18 protein-coding genes are annotated in these 18,411 nt (G+C 38.3%); 2 read left to right on the top strand and 16 right to left on the bottom strand.

The window, feature by feature from the left end:
* Positions 1-156: 156 nt before the first annotated feature.
* From IX38_RS13665 to IX38_RS13650, 4 genes are all read right to left on the bottom strand, one after another.
* Positions 157-864, bottom strand: coding sequence for a carboxylesterase family protein (locus IX38_RS13665; RefSeq protein ID WP_051884752.1), 708 nt, complete (start codon positions 862-864; stop codon positions 157-159).
* Positions 865-974: 110 nt separating this feature from the next.
* Positions 975-2,366, bottom strand: a complete 1,392-nt coding sequence (locus IX38_RS13660) for a glucoamylase family protein (protein ID WP_034705919.1) — start codon at positions 2,364-2,366, stop codon at positions 975-977.
* 73 nt (positions 2,367-2,439) lie between these two features.
* Entirely contained in the window at positions 2,440-3,855 is a 1,416-nt protein-coding gene (locus IX38_RS13655) for a RagB/SusD family nutrient uptake outer membrane protein (protein WP_034705917.1), read from the bottom strand.
* A gap of 12 nt (positions 3,856-3,867) precedes the next feature.
* Positions 3,868-6,711, bottom strand: coding sequence for a SusC/RagA family TonB-linked outer membrane protein (locus IX38_RS13650; protein ID WP_084680276.1), 2,844 nt, complete (start codon positions 6,709-6,711; stop codon positions 3,868-3,870).
* A gap of 343 nt (positions 6,712-7,054) precedes the next feature.
* Here IX38_RS13650 and IX38_RS13645 point away from each other — a divergent pair, with 343 nt between their 5' ends.
* Complete coding sequence (locus IX38_RS13645) at positions 7,055-7,726, top strand: DUF4197 family protein (RefSeq protein WP_034705911.1); 672 nt, start codon at positions 7,055-7,057, stop codon at positions 7,724-7,726.
* Positions 7,727-7,767: 41 nt separating this feature from the next.
* Positions 7,768-8,073, top strand: a complete 306-nt coding sequence (locus IX38_RS13640; RefSeq protein WP_034705909.1) for a DUF493 family protein — start codon at positions 7,768-7,770, stop codon at positions 8,071-8,073.
* 41 nt (positions 8,074-8,114) lie between these two features.
* Here the strand turns inward: IX38_RS13640 and IX38_RS13635 are convergent, their stop codons facing one another.
* From IX38_RS13635 to IX38_RS13580, 12 genes are all read right to left on the bottom strand, one after another.
* A complete protein-coding gene (locus IX38_RS13635; protein ID WP_034705907.1) occupies positions 8,115-8,465 on the bottom strand; it encodes an ArsC/Spx/MgsR family protein in 351 nt (116 codons plus the stop codon).
* Positions 8,466-8,550: 85 nt separating this feature from the next.
* Positions 8,551-9,165 carry a deoxynucleoside kinase gene (locus tag IX38_RS13630; RefSeq protein WP_034705905.1) on the bottom strand — a complete coding sequence of 205 codons (615 nt, stop codon included), beginning with the start codon at positions 9,163-9,165 and terminating at the stop codon, positions 8,551-8,553.
* A 28-nt stretch (positions 9,166-9,193) separates the two neighbouring features.
* Positions 9,194-10,150, bottom strand: coding sequence for a hypothetical protein (locus IX38_RS13625; protein ID WP_051884742.1), 957 nt, complete (start codon positions 10,148-10,150; stop codon positions 9,194-9,196).
* A 79-nt stretch (positions 10,151-10,229) separates the two neighbouring features.
* Positions 10,230-11,255: a glutaminyl-peptide cyclotransferase gene (locus IX38_RS13620; RefSeq protein WP_034706046.1), complete on the bottom strand. Its 1,026-nt coding sequence runs from the start codon at positions 11,253-11,255 to the stop codon at positions 10,230-10,232.
* Between the two features lie 100 nt (positions 11,256-11,355).
* Entirely contained in the window at positions 11,356-12,378 is a 1,023-nt protein-coding gene (locus IX38_RS13615) for a glutaminyl-peptide cyclotransferase (protein ID WP_034705902.1), read from the bottom strand.
* Positions 12,379-12,535: 157 nt separating this feature from the next.
* Positions 12,536-13,048 (bottom strand): GNAT family N-acetyltransferase, encoded by a 513-nt coding sequence (locus tag IX38_RS13610; RefSeq protein ID WP_034705900.1) that lies wholly within the window; start codon positions 13,046-13,048, stop codon positions 12,536-12,538.
* A gap of 137 nt (positions 13,049-13,185) precedes the next feature.
* Positions 13,186-14,799 carry a Na+/H+ antiporter gene (locus tag IX38_RS13605; protein WP_034705898.1) on the bottom strand — a complete coding sequence of 538 codons (1,614 nt, stop codon included), beginning with the start codon at positions 14,797-14,799 and terminating at the stop codon, positions 13,186-13,188.
* 176 nt (positions 14,800-14,975) lie between these two features.
* Complete coding sequence (locus tag IX38_RS13600; RefSeq protein WP_034705895.1) at positions 14,976-15,980, bottom strand: bestrophin family protein; 1,005 nt, start codon at positions 15,978-15,980, stop codon at positions 14,976-14,978.
* 88 nt (positions 15,981-16,068) lie between these two features.
* Complete coding sequence (locus tag IX38_RS13595) at positions 16,069-16,746, bottom strand: DUF2490 domain-containing protein (RefSeq protein ID WP_034705892.1); 678 nt, start codon at positions 16,744-16,746, stop codon at positions 16,069-16,071.
* A 73-nt stretch (positions 16,747-16,819) separates the two neighbouring features.
* The gene (locus IX38_RS13590; RefSeq protein ID WP_034705883.1) at positions 16,820-17,212 is read right to left on the bottom strand and encodes a DUF1398 domain-containing protein; all 393 of its coding nucleotides are present in this window, start codon (positions 17,210-17,212) and stop codon (positions 16,820-16,822) included.
* Positions 17,213-17,371: 159 nt separating this feature from the next.
* Positions 17,372-17,821: a VOC family protein gene (locus IX38_RS13585; protein WP_034705882.1), complete on the bottom strand. Its 450-nt coding sequence runs from the start codon at positions 17,819-17,821 to the stop codon at positions 17,372-17,374.
* Positions 17,822-17,864: 43 nt separating this feature from the next.
* Positions 17,865-18,407 carry an SRPBCC family protein gene (locus IX38_RS13580; RefSeq protein WP_034705881.1) on the bottom strand — a complete coding sequence of 181 codons (543 nt, stop codon included), beginning with the start codon at positions 18,405-18,407 and terminating at the stop codon, positions 17,865-17,867.
* Between the last annotated feature and the right edge of the window lie 4 nt (positions 18,408-18,411).

Below are 18,411 nucleotides of genomic sequence, written 5' to 3'. Positions count from 1 at the left end.
AGTGGGGCTTTTTTTGGATAACGAAGGTGCTATTTTTTCAAGCTGTATGTTTTTAAGATGCAAAGATTTTATCTGCGATAAAATTGATCATGTTATCATTATCCCGCTTTCTTTAAACATTCTCGATTTTTAGTTCTGCACTATTCACCAAAAAATTTATTCTCCTTTTTTCTTAGAAAGCATCCATTCGTACAGTTTCGGATCTGAATAGGTAGAATCCCAGGAATTATGGTTATCATCAGGAAAAATAGTTAATGTAGCCGTTGGGTTTACTTTTTTTAAAGCCTGATACATTTCTATCGAATTCATTGGAGAAACGACATCATCATTCCCCCCGTGAAAAATTTTTACAGGCAACTGTTTAAACCGATCAATATTGGCTCCCATTACTCTGTCTGCCGGAGCACATACGGGAACTACCGCTGCAAACATTTCAGGATGTTCCATAGCTAATTTCCAGGTCCCCCAGCCTCCCATCGAAAGTCCGGTAAGGTAAATTCTTGAGGCATCAATTTTATATTTTTTCTGAATTTCTTTGATCAGGTTATAAACCGTTATGGTGTCCCACCATGAATCTGCGGGACATTGCGGTGCCAGGATCGCTACAGGTTCCTTGATGAGGTTTTTATAGGTAAAGGGACTGTGCGCCTTGACTGCATCAAGGTTATTTCCTCTTTCTCCGGAACCGTGAAGAAACACGATCAACGGAACGTTTCCTTTTACTTTTTGAGGATAATCAAGGATGTAGGATATTTTTTCTGTTCTTTTAATTTCTTTGTTCAGCTCTGCTTTTATTTCCTGGGCATTCACCTGCAGTGACAATGGCAGGAGTAAAAGAGGAAGGTGTTTCAGTTTTAGTTTCATATTGTTATTGAGGTTTCGGCTAAAGCCGTTTGGCATGTCTTTTTTTATTTAAACGGGGTAAAGCCCATTCATATTGATGAAAACCCTGTTGAAGGTAATATAAATTTCTATTATTTAATACCATATTTGTCAGACTGGAAACTTAATTTCTTAAGTCCCTGCTGAATCTCAGGGGCATTCATAAATAATTTCCAAAGGAATCCGGTTCTGTAGTTTTCAATCATCGGAGCTATTGTTCCCTGATCTATTGCTAAATATCTTGGTGTGAACCAGTTGTTATAATTAACCGAAGTTGCATCATAAGGTCCTGCTGACCCAATAAATTCCGGTTTCTGAGTATAGAGGAATCTCAGAACGTTCATAGATTCTTTTGGGGTGTAGGGAAAGCTGCTGAGCGCTGCGGTAGGTGTGATCACTCCGTTGTCATTAATAGGCATATGAGCGGTATAGCCTGTACTTCCGTCTTCATTTCTTGTATAGCCTGCTGTCAGTCCCCAATAGTTCGGGCCATAGCCTTTCCACTGTTTTGGATTTTCAACGCAGTATTTATAGTCGATAAGGACTTGATTTTTGTTTAAGTCAAAATAGTTTTTCACCAGTTTATCAGAAAGTCCGGTAGGATCCAGACCGATATAGGAATATTGTGACCAGAAAAGCGGTCCGCCATATTCTTCTGCATAATTGTGTTTTACATACAGAGGAAGTCCGTATTTTGTTTTGTCTGTAAGGTATGTCCCGTTTCTCGTCCAGCCTTTGTAATAGGTTTCCGCATCGATAGGATGGGTTGGCGATGAAGCGGCTAAGATATAGGTGATCAGACATTCATTATAGCCTTCCAGCGGAAAATTCATTTCCCACTGATATTCCGGTGACCAGTGCCAGTAAAGGACTTTTTCACCTCCTTTTGTATACCAGTTCCATTGAATTCCTTTCCAAAGCTCATCGCATTTTGAGGCAAGGGCTTTTTCTTCGGCATTTCCGTTTTTAAAATATTCGCGTACCATAAGAATCCCCGAGGTAAGGAATGCGGTTTCAACGAGGTCTCCCCCGTTATCTTTCTTGCCGAAAGGAACTGTTTTCCCTGTTTCTCCATTGATCCAGTGTGACCATGCGCCTTTATGACGGTCTGCTTTCGCCAGAAAATCCATCATATGGGTAAGTCTTTTCACGGCTTCTTTTCTTGGGATAAATCCTCTTTCCACTCCTACCAATAATGTTGCCAGGCCAAATCCTGAGCCGCCTGTTGTCACTACATGCTTATCATTATCGGGATAGATATTGTCTTCATGGTAACGTTCTCTTCCGAGCATTGACTTGGGTTCGGCATAGTCCCAGAAATATTTCAGGGCATCTTTCTGAACTCTGTCCATGAGCTGTTCATCGGTAATAGTGCTTTTTACGTTTTTATTTTGGATAGTTTCCTGTTTTGGAGCCTGGGAATTTTTGCAAGAGTATGCAAAGAATAAAGATGTTACGGCAATTGATAATACGGTCCTTTTCATGAAATCTTTTTTACCTGGTTCTACTAAAAGAAGAGGAGAACTTTCATTCTCCTCTAAAGTTTATGGTTTATTTTTAATATCCTGGGTTTTGCGTTAAAACGCCATTACTTTGACCTATTTCTATAAAAGGAATTGGGAAAAGTTCATTCTTTCCAGCTTTGAATCCGTATGGTGCCAATACTGTAGCAGCCTGTCCTGTTCTTACCAGATCCACAAAACGGTCCCCTTCCATAGCAAGTTCAACTCTTCGTTCATGCCAGATAGCTGTTCTTAAAGCAGATTGAGAAGAAGCTGTCGTATTTGGCAACATAGCTCTTGTTCTTACTTTATTAAGGTTTGCTATAGCTACTGCAGTATTTCCTAATTCGTTTGCTGCTTCTGCATTGATTAATAAAACTTCAGCAAAACGTAAAATCCTGATATTTTGAACTGAACCAGCGTCACAAGCTGTATTTTGCTGGCTTGTTGGAACATATGCTTTTTGATTATACGTATTAACAGAGGTTGGATTTGCATTGATAACATCTCCTTCCGGTGTAGTTTCTCCATTTCTTAGAATCGTTAATTCTTTACGAATATCGCCAGGTTCGAAAGCATCTTCTAATGCCTGAGAGGGGGTAAAGAATCCCCAGCCAAACTGATCTTTAGCTCCTTGTACTTGTGAATACTGACTTCCTTTGTACTGGCCTGTGCAAGCACAATCAACTTCAAAAACCGATTCGGGGCCAAATTCTCCTGCAACTCTAAATAAATGATTGAAATCAGCATCTAATGAATACCCCATCGCAATCACCTGACTGGAAGCCTCATAAGCTTTCTGCCAGTCTTTTTTGTATAAGAACACTTTTGACAGCATTCCCAATGCAGCTCCTTTAGTAGCTCTCCCTAAATCTGATGCTCCGTACGACTGTGGCAAAATCTGCGAAGCCGCCGTTAAATCAGAAATTATAAAGCTATAAACTTCATCTGATGTATTTCTGGGAATATTATAGTTTTCCTGAAGTCCATCAAAAATCGGAATACCACCATATATTCTTACTAAATTGAAGTAAAAGTAAGCACGTAAAAATTTTGCTTCAGCTAAAAGTCTGTCTTTTAAAGCAGTATTCATTTCAATAGCCGGAACTTTTGAAATTACCTGGTTACAGCGGGCTATTGCCTGCCACTGGCCAGACCAGTATCCTTTAACCCCTTCATCACTGGAAGTAAAAGTAAACTGATCATATGCGTTCATAAAAGAGGCATCTCCGGGATTTGAGCCTTTTAATACATCATCAGCAGGCACTCCGAACAGATATTGGTAGGGAAATGCTGAATTATCCCAGCTTCTTAAAAAATTATAAATTGCATTGGTAGCCTGTATGGCATCACTTTCTGTTTTAAAGAATTCTGAAGCATCAGTTCTTCCTTCAACAGGTATATCTAAATAATCACTCTTACAGCTTAACACTGCGGAAAGCATGAATATGGAAAATATTATTTTTTTCATGATAAAATTAAATTAAAAAGTTACATTTACTCCAACTGTATATATTGCAGATATTGGATAAATATTATTGTCTATACCCATCTGTACTCTATCCGTATTCAAAATTTCCGGAGAGAAACCATGATACTTGAAGCTTGTCCACGGGTTCTGTGCACTTGCATAAAAACGTAACTTTTGGATTGCCGTACCTAATACATCTTTTGGAAGATTATAACCAATCTGAATATTTCTAATTCTGAAAAAGCTTCCATCCTCTACATAAAAGCTACTTGGCACAATAACCCCCTGGTCATTGGTAGTCATAGCGTATGTATTTGATGTGCCTTCTCCATGCCATCTGTTATTGTAAAAATCTAAATCCCAGCTTTCATTTCCAAATCTCTGCTCTCTGTTATAGTTATAAATTTTATTTCCGGATACTCCCTGAAAATCCATTGCTAAATCGAAATCGTAGATATTAACATTAAATCCAAATCCATAAGTAAATTTAGGAACAGGACTTCCTAAGAATGTCTTGTCATTGGCATCTATAACCCCATTTCCGTCTCTATCTTCGAACATAAACCCTCCGACAGTCTTTTTTACGGATGAATAAGTAGGAGCAGCAGTTACCTGTGCGTCATTTTGGAATACTCCGATTACATTATAGCCATAATATGAGCCTACAGCCTGGCCTTTCTCCAGTCTAATTATTGGATTACCAAACAAACTTACCCCTGGCTGGTTATATGAATCTGCATATACACTTGTAATTTTGTTATCCAGAGTAGTAATATTACCAAAAACACTGAACTTGATATGATCATTTATTTTTGTATCATAACTGATAGAGCCTTCAAACCCTTTGTTGTTAAAAGAGTAAGCGTTAGTTACATAGCTGTTTGCATTACTTGCTCCTGATGTTGTTGGCTGATTAATGCCATACACCACATCTTTAGAATCTTTATCAAAATAAGTTGCTTCAATCTTTAACCTATTATTAAGCAAAGCCATTTCAAGACCTAAATCCCGGCCGGTAGTGGTTTCCCATGTAATAGTTGGATCTACAATCTTAGTAACTGTTTGTGCTGGATTACCAATTCCTCCAAAATAAGCTCCACCTGTAAGAATACTAGTAAGATTATCATAATCTCTCGCAACTTCCGGATTACCAAGTTTACCCCAGCTTGCTCTTAACTTCAATAAATTAAATACATTCTGATTACTCATAAATCCTTCTTTCGAGATCACCCAGCCTATACTTACTGCCGGAAATACTTTATATCTGTCATCAGAAGAGAACCCTGTTGCCCCATCTCTACGAACTGAAGCATTTAAAAGATATTTACCTGCGTAATCATAATTAAGTCTTCCAAATGTTGATTCTATTCTTTTTTTATAAGGAGTAACAGCACGAGGATCGTCTTGTCCACTTATGGTCATTCCAACAATTTCATTTCCTGTAGAAATATCAAGACTGCTATCTTTACCATTAAATATAATATCTCTGGCTTCTAAATAGTTTTCACGATAATAATTTTGGGTACGTGAAAAACCTGCCAGCAATTCAATATTATGTCGTCCCAGCTTTTTCTTCCAAGACAATGTATTATCCCATACATAGTCTCTGTTTCTAGAATCTCTGGTTATTAAGAGAGTTCTGTTAGGTTGAGGAATATAAGTTGAGGTAGGGGTAAATTCATACTTGCTGGTATTGGTATTATCAGAAGTATAACTTACTCTTAATGTAAAGTCGCTTAAAAACTTATATTCGGCCCAAATATTATTCAGCATACGCTGCTGCTTAGTCTTTGAACGGAACAAATCAAGCATTGCCTTTGGATTCGTTATATTTGCTAAAGTAATATAATCGTAATTACTGGTATTCGGATTAATAGGATAGAAAACCGGTGGAGCATTATAGGCCGTCAATAAAGGATTGTTGGCATTATTATTATGAATATCAGCCCAGGTAAAGTTATCTCCGATCGTTAAATTATCATTAATCTTATAAGAAAGATTAATTCTTGTATTTAATCTTCCGAAATCATTTCCTGAGTTGATGCCACGCCCAGCTTCTAAAGTACCTTCATCTTTCAAATAGCCTAAGCTTAAGAAATAATTTAATTTATCAAGATTACCTGAGGCAGAAATATCAGATGAGCTGATAATTCCCTGTGACAAAATTTCATTGAACCAGTTTGTATCTGCCGGGAATTGAGATCTTGATATAATTTTTGTAGGATCGAATGTTTGTCCACCTACACGTATATCATTCATATACTTTTCATTATATAACTCAACGTATTGGTCTCCATTCACCATTTCAGGAACGTTTGTCACCTTCTTTACCCCAACATAAGAATTGAAATTAAAGGTTGTCTTTTTTCCTTTACCGGTTTTAGTTTTAATAATAACCGCTCCATTCGATGCTTTAGCTCCAAAGATGGCTAAACTGGATGGATCTTTCAAGATGCTCATTGATTCTATATCCTGCGGATTTAAAAATGAGATGTCATCTGTAATCATTCCGTCTACAATAAATACTGCTTTCCCACTTATGGACCCAACCCCTCGAATATCTATTCTTGGTGAAGCACCCGGTGCTCCGGAATTCAGAATCTGGACCCCAGACACTTTACCCTGAACAGAACTGATGGGGTTCGAATTGGGTCTGTCTGCTATATCTTTAGCACTAATTGTGGCAATACTCCCAGTAACATTTTCTTTTTTCTGGGCACCATATCCTATCAGAACCACCTCCTCGATCTTCTGCTCTTTGGCAGTAGTATCTTTTGGTGTAGTCTGCGCATTGACGTTCATACCGAAGTACAAAACGGCAATGAGACATGAATACTTTAAATCACGTTGTTTCATATAGTTTCAATTTTATTCGTACAATCTAATTTTTATTAACGTCTTGTAGAGTTATTTAAATTCTCAAAAAAAGACATTAGTCAAAAATAGAAAAAAATATGAACATTGTTAACATATCATAAAAATTTAAAAAAATTAAATAAAAACTAAATAAAAAACCAAATAAAGCCAGCTTTAGTAATCAAAATTCATTATAAATGTTAATTTACAATAAAATACCCAATTGAAAAATGTGCCTTTTTAACAAAAAATTCACCAAATAGCCCTAAGTATTTAATATTTTGTTAATACGTCTATAGTGTTTACCTTTGGCGCAGTATTTGAAAAAATAAGAAAAAGATCAATGAAAAAATACGTTATAGCAGCAGCATTATTAATTGGAACGGGAACATTAATTTTCACCGGCGTCCAATCCTGCACATCAATGGCTACTTCCGACCTCGGTTTATCCATCATCAAACGGGTTTTACTGAACGGTATAGATAAAGGAATGGGAATCTACAGCAATAAGGAGGCCTTCCTTAAAAATAATATGGTGGATAAAGCTCTTCCCAAGGAACTCAGAGACATTAACTCTACTCTTGAAAAAATCGCCCCTTCCCTAGTAGCCAAAGAAAGAGATTTTATTGCTCAGGCGGCAGCTTATACTGTTAATATTTCAAAACCTATCCTACAGAATGCTGTGAACAGTTTGAATGCACAGGATGTCACCAGAATCATCCAGGGTACTACGGCAACACAGATTTTAAAGGAAAAAACCTCTCAGCAGCTTGTGGCTGCCATCGCTCCCAAAGTGGACGAGAAACTGAATGAATACGGAATTGCAAAAACCATCAATACCGCTCTTTCAGGAAATAATCTTCTTGGAAGCCTTCTGGGAGGAAGCAACAGCAATGTAAATACCGGCGGATTGAGTAAACTTGCCTCTGAACAGCTTGTGAACGGGCTTTTCAACATCATTGAAGATTACGAGCACCAGAACTCTAAAGCACTGCTGGGACCGCTTGGAAAATAGAAAAAATTTCGCTATATTTATATATAAATTAACAACTGCAGATGGACATATTACAAGGAAACCAACACGCAAGCCCGGAGGAATTTTATAATTCCCTGAAGGAAAAACTGGAAGCTCAGCATGACTTTCCCGAAGATTATTTATTCAAATTTATCATTCCTACAGATCAGGCAAAACTTACTGAAATTTATAAGGTTTTTGACGGCATCAAGTTTACACTGGGAAACCGCGAAAGCAAAAACGGAAAATACACTGCATGCAATATCAATGCATTCGTTCTGGATGCAGATCAGGTAGTGAATATTTATAAGGAAGTCGCTAAAGTAGAAGGCGTCATTCTATTGTAGAAAAAGAAAAGTCAGCGGAAAAGCTGACTTTTTTATTTGTATTATTTTTCAATAAAGAATTTTACATTTTCGATAGGTCTTCCCAGCATGGCAACAGATCCTTTGATCAGGATAGGCCTCTGTATCAGGGAAGGATTTTCAGACAGGATACTGATCCATTCTTCTTCAGAATAATTTTTATCAGCATAATTTTCCGTATACAGCTTATCTGTTTTACGGATGATATGAAATACGCTCTGATTGAGCTTTTTCAGCAATGTTTTGATCTCTAAGACGCTCAACGGCTCTTCTACGATATTGATGATTTCAAAAGGGACACCGTTTTCATCAAGATACTCGAGTACGGCATTTGATTTAGAGCAGTTTCCATTATGTAAAACTTTAACCGTCATAATGTAATCATTTAAAAATTAAACTCTTCCATCAAATGTAGGAAGAAATGAATTGAAAACTATTTTAAATTCTGATAAAAATTTGTTAAAACAGGCCGTTCAGCTCTGCTTCGATCTTTTCCAGAATAAATCCGAAATCTTCAGGCTTTTCTACAAAATCCAGATCATCCACTTCGATCACGAGAAGCTTTCCTTCCGTATAATCGGAGATCCACTTTTCGTATTTCTGGTTCAGTTTAGAAAGATACTCAATGCTGATGGATGCCTCATATTCCCTTCCTCTTTTATAAATCTTTTTCACCAGGTTCGGAACGTCAGATTTCAAATAAATTAACAGATCCGGAGCGGAAACAAAAGACTTCATGAGACCGAAAACAGATACATAGTTATTGAAATCCCTGTCTGAAAGAAGCTTCATATCATTCAGGTTTTCAGCAAAAATATGGGCATCTTCGTAGATGGTCCGGTCCTGGATAATATTCTTACCACTTTCCCTGATCTCTTTCACCTGGCGGAACCTGCTTCCCAAAAAATAGATCTGAAGTGCAAAACTCCACTTGCTCATATCCGCATAAAAATCTTCGAGGTAAGGGTTATGATCTACATCTTCAAACTGTGCATCCCATCCATAATGCTTGGCAAGCATCGTGGTCAAAGTTGTTTTTCCGGCTCCAATATTTCCAGTAACTGCAATATGCATTCTCCTAAGTATTTTTTTATTAATCGGGCTAAACACCTGCGGCCTGAACCTCGGAAGTATCTTCTATAAGCTTCTGTAAAGTAGTATCAGGAGCTTTTTCGTCAGATTCCTTTTTATCTCCGTCAGCTTTCTTTACTTCTTCTCCAACTGTCTGTTCAGATGGTGGTTCTGTGGCTGGCGGTGCAGTCTCCGGTTCTGTCTGCAGTTTAGTTTCCTTTATTTTTTCGAGGTTGTAAAGATAGAGTTTGTTCGCTTTGATTTCAAAATAAGAAAGGATGTTTTTATCCACAATTTGTGCGTCTTTATCTTCAAAAATTTTAATCATCCCTTTTTCAGGATCATATTTCAGAATCGAATTGTCCGACACCACCAAAATAACATCGTTCTCTCTTCTGAATCTTTTCCCGTTTTCGAGAGGAACTTCAAAGAGTTTTTCAAATTTCAGCGAGTATATCCTGATATGCTTCCGGGTTAGGATATAAACTTTATTTTCGAATACCAGCATATCCATCAGATCATCAAAACTGATATCAAAAGGATAGGAATTGATCGTTGTATCGTTCCTGAAGTTATACTGGATCAGCCGTTTTGTACTATCGTCGAGAAGCCACAGCTGCTGAAGATCTTCAGCATACGCCATTTTGATAAATCCGAATTTCTGTCTGAAATCAATCTTCTGAATCTCGTTCATATTCTGATCCACAAATTTCATTTCCTGGGCATTCTCTGAAAATAACGCCAGGCTCAACGGATTCTGAACGGACTGCACTTTGTACGGAACTGTCAGCATCATTTTCCCAAGCTGTTTTCCCAAAGAATCATACTTGGTGAAACTAAAGTCTTTGTTCTTATAAATGTACAGGTTTCCGTAATCGTCTGCCAGCATATCTTTGGCCTCCTTCAGCTTCAAGGTATCTAAAGGAAGGGATTTCTGCGCATTGGCTGTACAGAAAAGGAAGATCAGTATGATATAAAATGGTCTCAAAATCTATTTTGGTAAAGATAACTTTCCTATGCGGAACGTCAGCAATTTACATACTTTTATTTAAATTTTAAAAGATCAGTTATTTAACGGCAATTTCATAAATCTTCGCCCAGTTTTTCCCCGTCACCAGCATATTTTCTCCTTTAAAAGCAATTCCATTCAAAACATGTTCACTGTTTCCTTGGTCATTTTCGGCAGTTATTTTTGTGAAATCAAACTTTCCTACTGCTTCTCCTGTTGCTGGATTGATCTTTAAAATAAAAGGTTTATGCCAGATATTCGAATAAATGAAACCGTTGTGATATTCCAGCTCATTAAGTTTGTCATAGGTTTCTTTATGTCCGGCAACGGCAACTGTTCTTACAACTTTTGAGGGGTCATTCACATCCAGGAAATACAGATTTTTTGAACCGTCAGTAGCAACAAGATTTTTCCCGTCATAGGTCAGTCCCCAGCCTTCCCCAATTACATTCGGTAAAGGAAACTGTGAGATTTTTTTTAATGAATTTTTATCGTAAACAAAACCTATTTTATTTTTATACGTCAGCTGATAGATTTTATCCCCCACAATGGTACAACCTTCGGAAAAAACATCTGCAGGCTGCTTTTCCGTAAGGCTTGGAGATGCCGAGCCCAAAGTATATTTTATAAGCTGGGAAGAACCGTCCAACCCATCACTTTCGTAGACGGTATTGCCTTCCACAAGGAATCCTTCAACAAAATTATCCGGATCATGAGGGTATTCTGCCGCAACAGTATAGGAAATGTTCTGTTCAGGATTTTTCGCAAAAACATTGATGGTTGCATCCTGGTTTAAGATTTCTCCGCTTTCCGTTTTAATGATGAAAGTCACATCATTATCTCCCAATGTGAAAAATTTGGGATCAACCGTTAAATTTGAGGTTTCCTTATCTCCAAAACTGATTGTAACGGTTTCTGCATGGTCAGTGACTTCTTTTGGAAGCTGGAGCTGATCACCAAAATGATAGCCCTGTTCTTCTTTTGAATTGTTGTAATCGGCCAGAGAATCAAGCATTTTATCTTTGTTATTGCATGATGTCAACAGTAAAATGGCGGCAAATCCGGCTGTGATATTTGTTTTCAGGGAATTCTTAATCATTCTTCAAAAATACTAAATTTTATTCCTTTCATGAAAAATAGCGTCCTCGTGGAACGCTATATATTGTTGATTAAATTTAATGGAATTATTTGATCTGAACCTCATAGATCTTCGGCCAGTTTTTACCTGTTACAAGCATATTTTCACCCTTGAATGTGATACCATTGAGTACATCGTCACTTCCTTTGGTATTCTGTTTGGCGATATCTGTAAAATCAAATGTTCCCACAACTTCTCCTGTTGCTGGATTGATCTTTAGCACAACGGGTTTCTGCCATACGTTGGCATAGATAAATCCGTTATGGTATTCCAGTTCGTTCAGCTGGTCGTAAATCTGTGAGCTTCCTGCCACTGCAACATATTTGATCAGTTTTGAAGGATTATTGGCATCAAGGAAATATAAAAGCTTGCTTCCGTCCGATGCGATCAGGTTTTTCCCGTCATAGGTAAGCCCCCAGCCTTCGCCCAGGACATTAGGGTAAACGAATTCCGAAAGCAGTTTCAGAGAGCTTTTATCATAGATATATCCTTTTTTGCTCTGCCATGTCAGCTGATATACTTTATCGCCTACGATGGTACTTCCTTCAGAAAAATCTTCCTGAGGCTGCTTTGTGGAAGCTAATGGAGTTGTAGTTCCCAATGTATATTTCAGGATCTGTGAAGAGCCATTCTGACCGTCACTTTCATAGATTGTATTTCCTTCGATCTGGAAGCCCTGTACAAAATTCTTCGGATCGTGCGGATATTCTGCTATGATCTGATAGGCGATGTTTTTTTCAGGATTTTTCGCAAATACATTGATGGTTGCATCCTGATTAAGGGTTTTCCCGCCTTTTGTTTTGATATTAAAAGTAACGGCGTTATCACCTAATGTAAAGAATTTAGGATCAACCTTCAAGCTTGAAGTTTCTTTGTCTCCAAAGCTGATACTGATGCTTTCTGCATTTTCCGTCACCTCTTTCGGCAGCTCAAGTTGATCACCGAAATGATATCCTTTTTCTACCATTGAATTATTATACTCATTCAGCGTGTTCAGGATCTTCTCATCTTTATTACAAGACGCCAGCATCAAAACCACTGCTAAACCTACTATTATATTCTTTTTCATTGAATGTCTAAATATTTCCCCAAAAATAGCAAATTTTATTCCGTATTGCCAATATTATCCGCAGGCTGAACAAATTGTAATATATACCTGTTGCTGTCATACACCGCAAACGTCCTCCTATCCTATTTAAAGGCCCTGATATCAAAGCAGACTGCTTTTATTTTTGTTTCAGGGACCGGAAGGTTTTTCTATTGATTTTCATATTAACGGAAAGCCATACCTCATCATCAATACAGGCTTTGCTCATGACGTCCGGGTCTATTTCAAAGCCTACTTTTTTATAGCATTCAATAGCTCCGGTATTCCAGTCGTATACATTAAGTTCGGCTGTTTCTCTGTCGAAGCGGCTGAATCCGTATTGAAGCAGTTCAAGTACAATTTTCTTTCCATAACCTTTTCCTCTGTTGTTTTCGTCCCATATCAGTATTCTTCCAAGCAGGAAAGTCTTTTCTTTCAAAAAGATCTGAGCATGACCGATTACATTGTGTTCTGCCTGGTCAAAAACCCTGAACATGAATCGGTTTTCGGTTTTCAGATCATCTTCCAGCTGTTCTTTTGTGAGTGGAAAATGATAGGCCGGGCCGGCAAACTGGAGAAGCATTCTTTTGTCTTTTATTTTAGAAATCAATTCAAAACTATCTTCTATGGTAAAAGGCAGCAGGTTTATCATATTATTTATTTTCCAGATATTGTTTCATATTATGTCCAATAATTAAATTCCAGCCTTCGGTAAAGCTTTCCTTTGAAAAATTCCCGCAAACTATTGACGGTGATTGGAGTATTCATAGTATCAGATTTAAATGTGCTTTAGCTGTGAGAGAATCCTGTAATTTTTGCTTCATCAAAATCGAGCTGCATTTCAATGGTTCTCATGACATGGTCATCAAAAATTTTCTCCTTCTTCATCCGGTGCAGTTCATTTCTCTGCGCCTGAATGATCTGGCGAAGCACGTCCTTATTTTCATTGACCGCATTGACGTAATCTCCTGTAGAAGCCATGCACTGGGCTTTGTCTGCCATCAGCATCATTTCGGTTTCCAGCTTATGTTTCTGATGACGTACCAAAGTATTTTTTTCTGCCAGCTCGGAAAAGTCATTTTCCATTTTGTGCAGAGCGGTTTCTTTAAGTTTACGCATCAGGATGACTTCCTGCTTTTCTTCAGGCAATTCACTTCCGGCATCGTCTATTTTTAACCATTTCAGGATCGGAGTAAGCAGAAGTCCCTGGCCTACCAACGTGATCAATATAATAACGAAAGTGACAAATAAAATAATATTGCGGTGCGGAAAAGCTTCTCCATTAGGTAAAAATGCAGGAATTGAAAGTGCTGCAGCCAGAGAAACTACTCCTCTCATAGCCGCAAAACTGATGATGAAGGGTTCCCGCCAGTCCGGTTTCGGAACTTTTAGCCTTAATTCTTTGGAACAGAGCCTTGGGAAATACATAACTGCATAACTGTACAGTATTCTTGTGAAAATAATAGCACCGCCAATAACAACGCTGTAGAAGATCCCTTCTGAAATGGTATAATCTTTCATCGCAGCAACCACTACCGGAAGCTCAAGACCGATAAGGATGAAAATAATTGTGTTCATCAGGAATATGAGTACACTCCATACATTTCCCGACTGTATTCTTGAGGTATGGCTTAAGTAACAGTGTGAATTATAAGACATCAGAAGCCCCCCGGCAACCACCGCCAGTACGCCGGAAAAATGGAAATGCTCTGCCCCAACATACATGATGTAAGGAACGATCAGCGTCATTACGGTATCAATATTGGAATTTGAGGGTATAATTCTCAACAAAGCTCCAAATAAAAATCCCGCAGCAACACCGACTGCCACTCCGCCCACAGCCATCAGAAAGAAATCCTGAACAGCATCTCTCCATATAAACTGCCCTGAAATAACGGCCGCCAAAGCAAATTTAAATACAATTAAGCTGGACGCATCATTGATAAGACTTTCGCCTTCCAGAATACTGGTGATCTTTTTAGGGATCTTCATATGTTTCAATACAGAAGTAGCGGCTACTGCATCCGGCGGAGAGTTCACCCCTCCAAGCAGGAAGCCCATGGCAACAGTAAGCCCCGGAATAATGGAAGATGAAAGGTAAGCCACGACTATTGAAGTCAGAAATACAAGCCCGAAAGCCATGGAAAAGATCTGCTTTCTCCATTTGTGAAAATCCTGCCATGAAGTGAACCATGCAGCTTCAAAAAGAATGGGAGGAAGAAAAATAAGAAATACAAGATCCGGCTCTATTTCAATATGCGGCATTCCGGGAATAAGGCTGATAAGAAGACCGGCAATCACCAGGAAGATGGGATAGGCTACTTTCAGCTTCTGCCCTATCATCACCAATATCATAACAGACAGCAGTACTGCAATGGATATGATAACATAACTGTGAATCATTTTGAGTTATTTTTTTGAGTTATTTTTTGAAATGGTTAAATAATTTTATTTTTTGCTTTTTTAAGATCTTTTTTAAAAACCTTATAGGTTTTAGAAACCTATAAGGTTTGGAGAGGTTGGTTATTTAAAATATTATCAGAGTGATTAACAGTATAAAATTAACTTATTCTTTACTTTTAAAGTACAATATTGTTCTTTGGAGTAATGGCCGGAGGAAGATCGGATTCATCCAGCATATCTCTCATATCAATTTCTATGGTACGGCTGATCTGGGTGATCGGCACGTCGTTCGGGCTTCCTTCAAATGGGTTTACGGAAGCTTCGCCTACACTGTCGAGTGTGTGGAAACACCACGTCACCATCAATGAAAACGGAATGTTAAACCATATGGTTAAGCCTTCCAAAGCAGTTCCTTCCCCAAGTTTATCCAGCTCTTTCAGTATGCCAAAAGGCACAAAAAGAATAAACAGCATCAAAAGATAGGTTGTAATGGATGAGAAGTTTCTGGGATAAGGAAAGTTCTTGATCCTTTCTGCTTTTCCCTGACTGTCTGTAAATTTCACCAACTGCTGGTTGATCTGCGTCCACTGAAAATCGTTGATATCCCCTTTTGTGTAAGCTTCGGACAATTCTTTGCTCTGGCTGGCCATCAGCTGTGTTGCCCTGTTTTTTTTGCTTAAAATGTATTGAAGCTCAGCTTCGGAAATATACTTTTTCATCTCATCATCCAGCTGGCTCAGTCTTTCCGGGATGTCATATTTCCTGGAATACTCGTCAAACTGTGCAGTTCCCATATTTTCCCAAGCTCTTGGCTCTCTCAGCTGAAAACGGAGTGCCGTAAGCCAGGCGTAATGACGGAGAAACATTTCTTTCACCTTTTCCTGATCTTTTGCTGAAAGGGAATCTCTCAGAATATACCCGAAACTGCGGCTGTCATTGATGATTGCACCGTAAATCTGCCTGGCTTCCCAAAGTCTGCTATAGCTGGCATTGTTTTTAAAGCCGACAATAAAGGCTACTGCAGTTCCCAAAATGGCAATCGGCTGCCAGGGTACGGAAACGAATTTCCAGCCTAAAAAATACAATACTGTGGGTATTGCCGACAATACCGTTAAGACGTAAATACTGCGTCTTGTCCAGGCGGCGAACTCAAGCGCCCCAAATCTTTTCCCTGAATGCATATGTGTTTATTTATATTTGATCTGTTGATTCTGTTTTCTAAACTGACCGTTTTTTCTTCATCAAGGCATCTGTCAAGGATTGTCAGTATCAGTTTTTGTTAAAAGGAATATTGTTATAAAACCCGATCTGGATCTGTCCGCGGTTTCTGTTTTCCTGAATCTGATTCATATAACCCGCTTCTACACGCATGTTTTTATTAATTACATACCCTAAAGCTCCATACACCCTGTTCCTGTCGAAAACGGGACTGTCTAAATTCAGAAATATCTCATTATATACTGAAACATACAGCGAATTCGGGAGCATTTCTTTTTTGTTAACCGGTATATTCAGGCCAATCATATAACGGAATCTCATCCTGAAATCATCCTGCAGGAAACGTTCTTCCAAACGGTATCTGTGCTGCAGATTAAAACGTCCGAATTTCTGTTTGGTAATAAACTGCTGGAAAATCCTGTGTTCAATATTTTCTTTTTTCTCTCCGTTTATATACTGGCGACTTATAATAAAACCGTAACCCAACAAAACATTATTGTTGTTTTCAGTCAGATCATATCCTATTCCTGTACGGATCAGCAGCTGCTCCAGGTCTCCCGCTGCATTAAAATTGCGGTACTGGATTTCATTATGCCAGTTCAGTTTCTTACTGATCTTATTGTTTCCAAAATACATATACCACGCGCCCAAATCATTTTCCTGTGCAGATGCCGCTATGGACCCCAGACTTAATATTGTAAATACCAGCTTCGTAAAAACCTTTCTCATGCTATTCAATTACTATTATCTATCGTATACAACAAAATTAATAATTTAAATCAATAATAGCAAACGATACTGGCTATCCGGGAATCTGCTCTGTCAGAATTTTATTTCCTTCTGTATCGAAATAGGTACAGGTCATGGTGTGAAGATCCATTGTCCACCCCTCCACTCCGTTTTCTGCACAGTCATTGCAAAATGTGAGATAATCTGTTCCGCCCTGCTGGTGAAGCTTTAATCTGGTTTTAAACTGTTCAGTATTCAGCTTATCTGAAACCTGAAGATGATCATACTTCCCTCCGGTCTGTGCCGATTGATTTTCTGTATCGAAATACCGGGCATTTCCATCAGTCACATATACGGTATAATTTGAAACTCCAAGATTCTTTATGGCCTGGACATACTTCGGAAAATCTGCTCCGCTTTTTACTTTTTGGTGTTCCGCTTTAATCTGCTCAATGGTAAATTTCATCTCTGTTTTTTATGTTAGAGGCTTTATCGTTGCAACCTATAATCTATTGCCCTTCGCCTCTTCCAAATTTAAAAATTTTTGGAATGCAAAATGTATCATACAACAAAAACCGGCAGAGATTTCTGCCGGTTATTTTTAAACTATATTTCGTATAAAATCTTAAGGATGTTGCTGCATTTTCGCGGGATCATCATAGTTTACCATCCAGTTGATTGCGAATTTATCGGTAAACATTCCGAAATAGGCTCCCCAAAAAGTATCTGCCATAGGCATTGTTACCTGTCCTCCGGCAGAAAGACCGTTGAATAATTTATCTGCCTCTTCTTTGGACTCTGCGTTTATGGAAATGGAGAAATTGTTCCCTTCTTTGAAATTGGAAGCCCATTCACCACCTGTATCGCTTCCCATTAAAACAGTTTCTTTTGAGATCGGAAGAGTAACGTGCATGATCTTGTTTTTGTCTTCTTCAGGAGTTTCTTTACCTTCCATTGGGGGCATTTCCCCGAAAGTTCCGATGTAAGGATATTCTCCTCCGAAAACTGATTTATAAAAGTCAAATGCTTCTCTGCAGTTTCCATTAAATGTTAAATAAACGTTTACTGTTGCCATTGATTGTTTTTTTAATATTAGTTAGTTTTAATTAAGTTTCCGTTTAAGGTTTTTCAGATAGTTCTTTTAATCTTGAAAGTCCTTTCTGGTAATCTTTTCCAATCGCATCTTCCATATTCATAAACATTTTCATTACCGTGAAGGGATAAGGGATTTTTGATGTGAATCCCCAGGTGGCACTGCTTCCGTTGCCTTCAGGAACAATTTTTACAAAGGCATTGGCTTCGCTTTCGTAAGGTGTTAAAAATCTGATCTCCGTATCAATTCTTTTGCCTGCTGCATCAATTTTCTTTATTTCCTGACATCCTTTTCCGGCGGCATCTTTTTTGCTGTCCCAGCACACTTTTTCACCTGGCAGTCCCGTGGTTCCTGTCCAGTCTTTTTTCATGGCCGGATCCAGGTCGTTCCAGGGACTCCATCGGTCCATTGCTTTCAGCGTATTGGTATGCTGCCACACTTTTTCAGCGGGAGCATTAATCGTTATTGATTTTTCATATACACAGTCTCCTGAGATAAAAGCAGCCACAACCATCCATAAAATAAGGATAGAAGCCAGAACGAGAATAATTCTTTTTAATATTTTCATAGTC

It is taken from the genome of Chryseobacterium luteum (assembly GCF_000737785.1).
Classification (GTDB): Bacteria; Bacteroidota; Bacteroidia; order Flavobacteriales; family Weeksellaceae; genus Chryseobacterium; species Chryseobacterium luteum.
The sequence above is the reverse complement of the archived record's forward strand: the minus strand, read 5'-3'. Positions and strand labels throughout refer to the sequence as shown.

Bases quoted from the DNA above. Each gene is read 5' to 3' on its own strand.
- IX38_RS13645 (WP_034705911.1), top strand. From the start codon at position 7,055: ATGAAAAAATACGTTATAGCAGCAGCATTATTAATTGGAACGGGAACA.
- IX38_RS13600 (WP_034705895.1), bottom strand. From the start codon at position 15,980: ATGCATTCAGGGAAAAGATTTGGGGCGCTTGAGTTCGCCGCCTGGACA.
- IX38_RS13585 (WP_034705882.1), bottom strand. From the start codon at position 17,821: ATGGCAACAGTAAACGTTTATTTAACATTTAATGGAAACTGCAGAGAA.
- IX38_RS13580 (WP_034705881.1), bottom strand. From the start codon at position 18,407: ATGAAAATATTAAAAAGAATTATTCTCGTTCTGGCTTCTATCCTTATT.
- IX38_RS13655 (WP_034705917.1), bottom strand. From the start codon at position 3,855: ATGAAAAAAATAATATTTTCCATATTCATGCTTTCCGCAGTGTTAAGC.
- IX38_RS13640 (WP_034705909.1), top strand. From the start codon at position 7,768: ATGGACATATTACAAGGAAACCAACACGCAAGCCCGGAGGAATTTTAT.
- IX38_RS13650 (WP_084680276.1), bottom strand. From the start codon at position 6,711: ATGAAACAACGTGATTTAAAGTATTCATGTCTCATTGCCGTTTTGTAC.
- IX38_RS13610 (WP_034705900.1), bottom strand. From the start codon at position 13,048: ATGATAAACCTGCTGCCTTTTACCATAGAAGATAGTTTTGAATTGATT.
- IX38_RS13590 (WP_034705883.1), bottom strand. From the start codon at position 17,212: ATGAAATTTACCATTGAGCAGATTAAAGCGGAACACCAAAAAGTAAAA.
- IX38_RS13615 (WP_034705902.1), bottom strand. From the start codon at position 12,378: ATGAAAAAGAATATAATAGTAGGTTTAGCAGTGGTTTTGATGCTGGCG.
- IX38_RS13660 (WP_034705919.1), bottom strand. From the start codon at position 2,366: ATGAAAAGGACCGTATTATCAATTGCCGTAACATCTTTATTCTTTGCA.
- IX38_RS13605 (WP_034705898.1), bottom strand. From the start codon at position 14,799: ATGATTCACAGTTATGTTATCATATCCATTGCAGTACTGCTGTCTGTT.
- IX38_RS13665 (WP_051884752.1), bottom strand. From the start codon at position 864: ATGAAACTAAAACTGAAACACCTTCCTCTTTTACTCCTGCCATTGTCA.
- IX38_RS13630 (WP_034705905.1), bottom strand. From the start codon at position 9,165: ATGCATATTGCAGTTACTGGAAATATTGGAGCCGGAAAAACAACTTTG.
- IX38_RS13635 (WP_034705907.1), bottom strand. From the start codon at position 8,465: ATGACGGTTAAAGTTTTACATAATGGAAACTGCTCTAAATCAAATGCC.
- IX38_RS13595 (WP_034705892.1), bottom strand. From the start codon at position 16,746: ATGAGAAAGGTTTTTACGAAGCTGGTATTTACAATATTAAGTCTGGGG.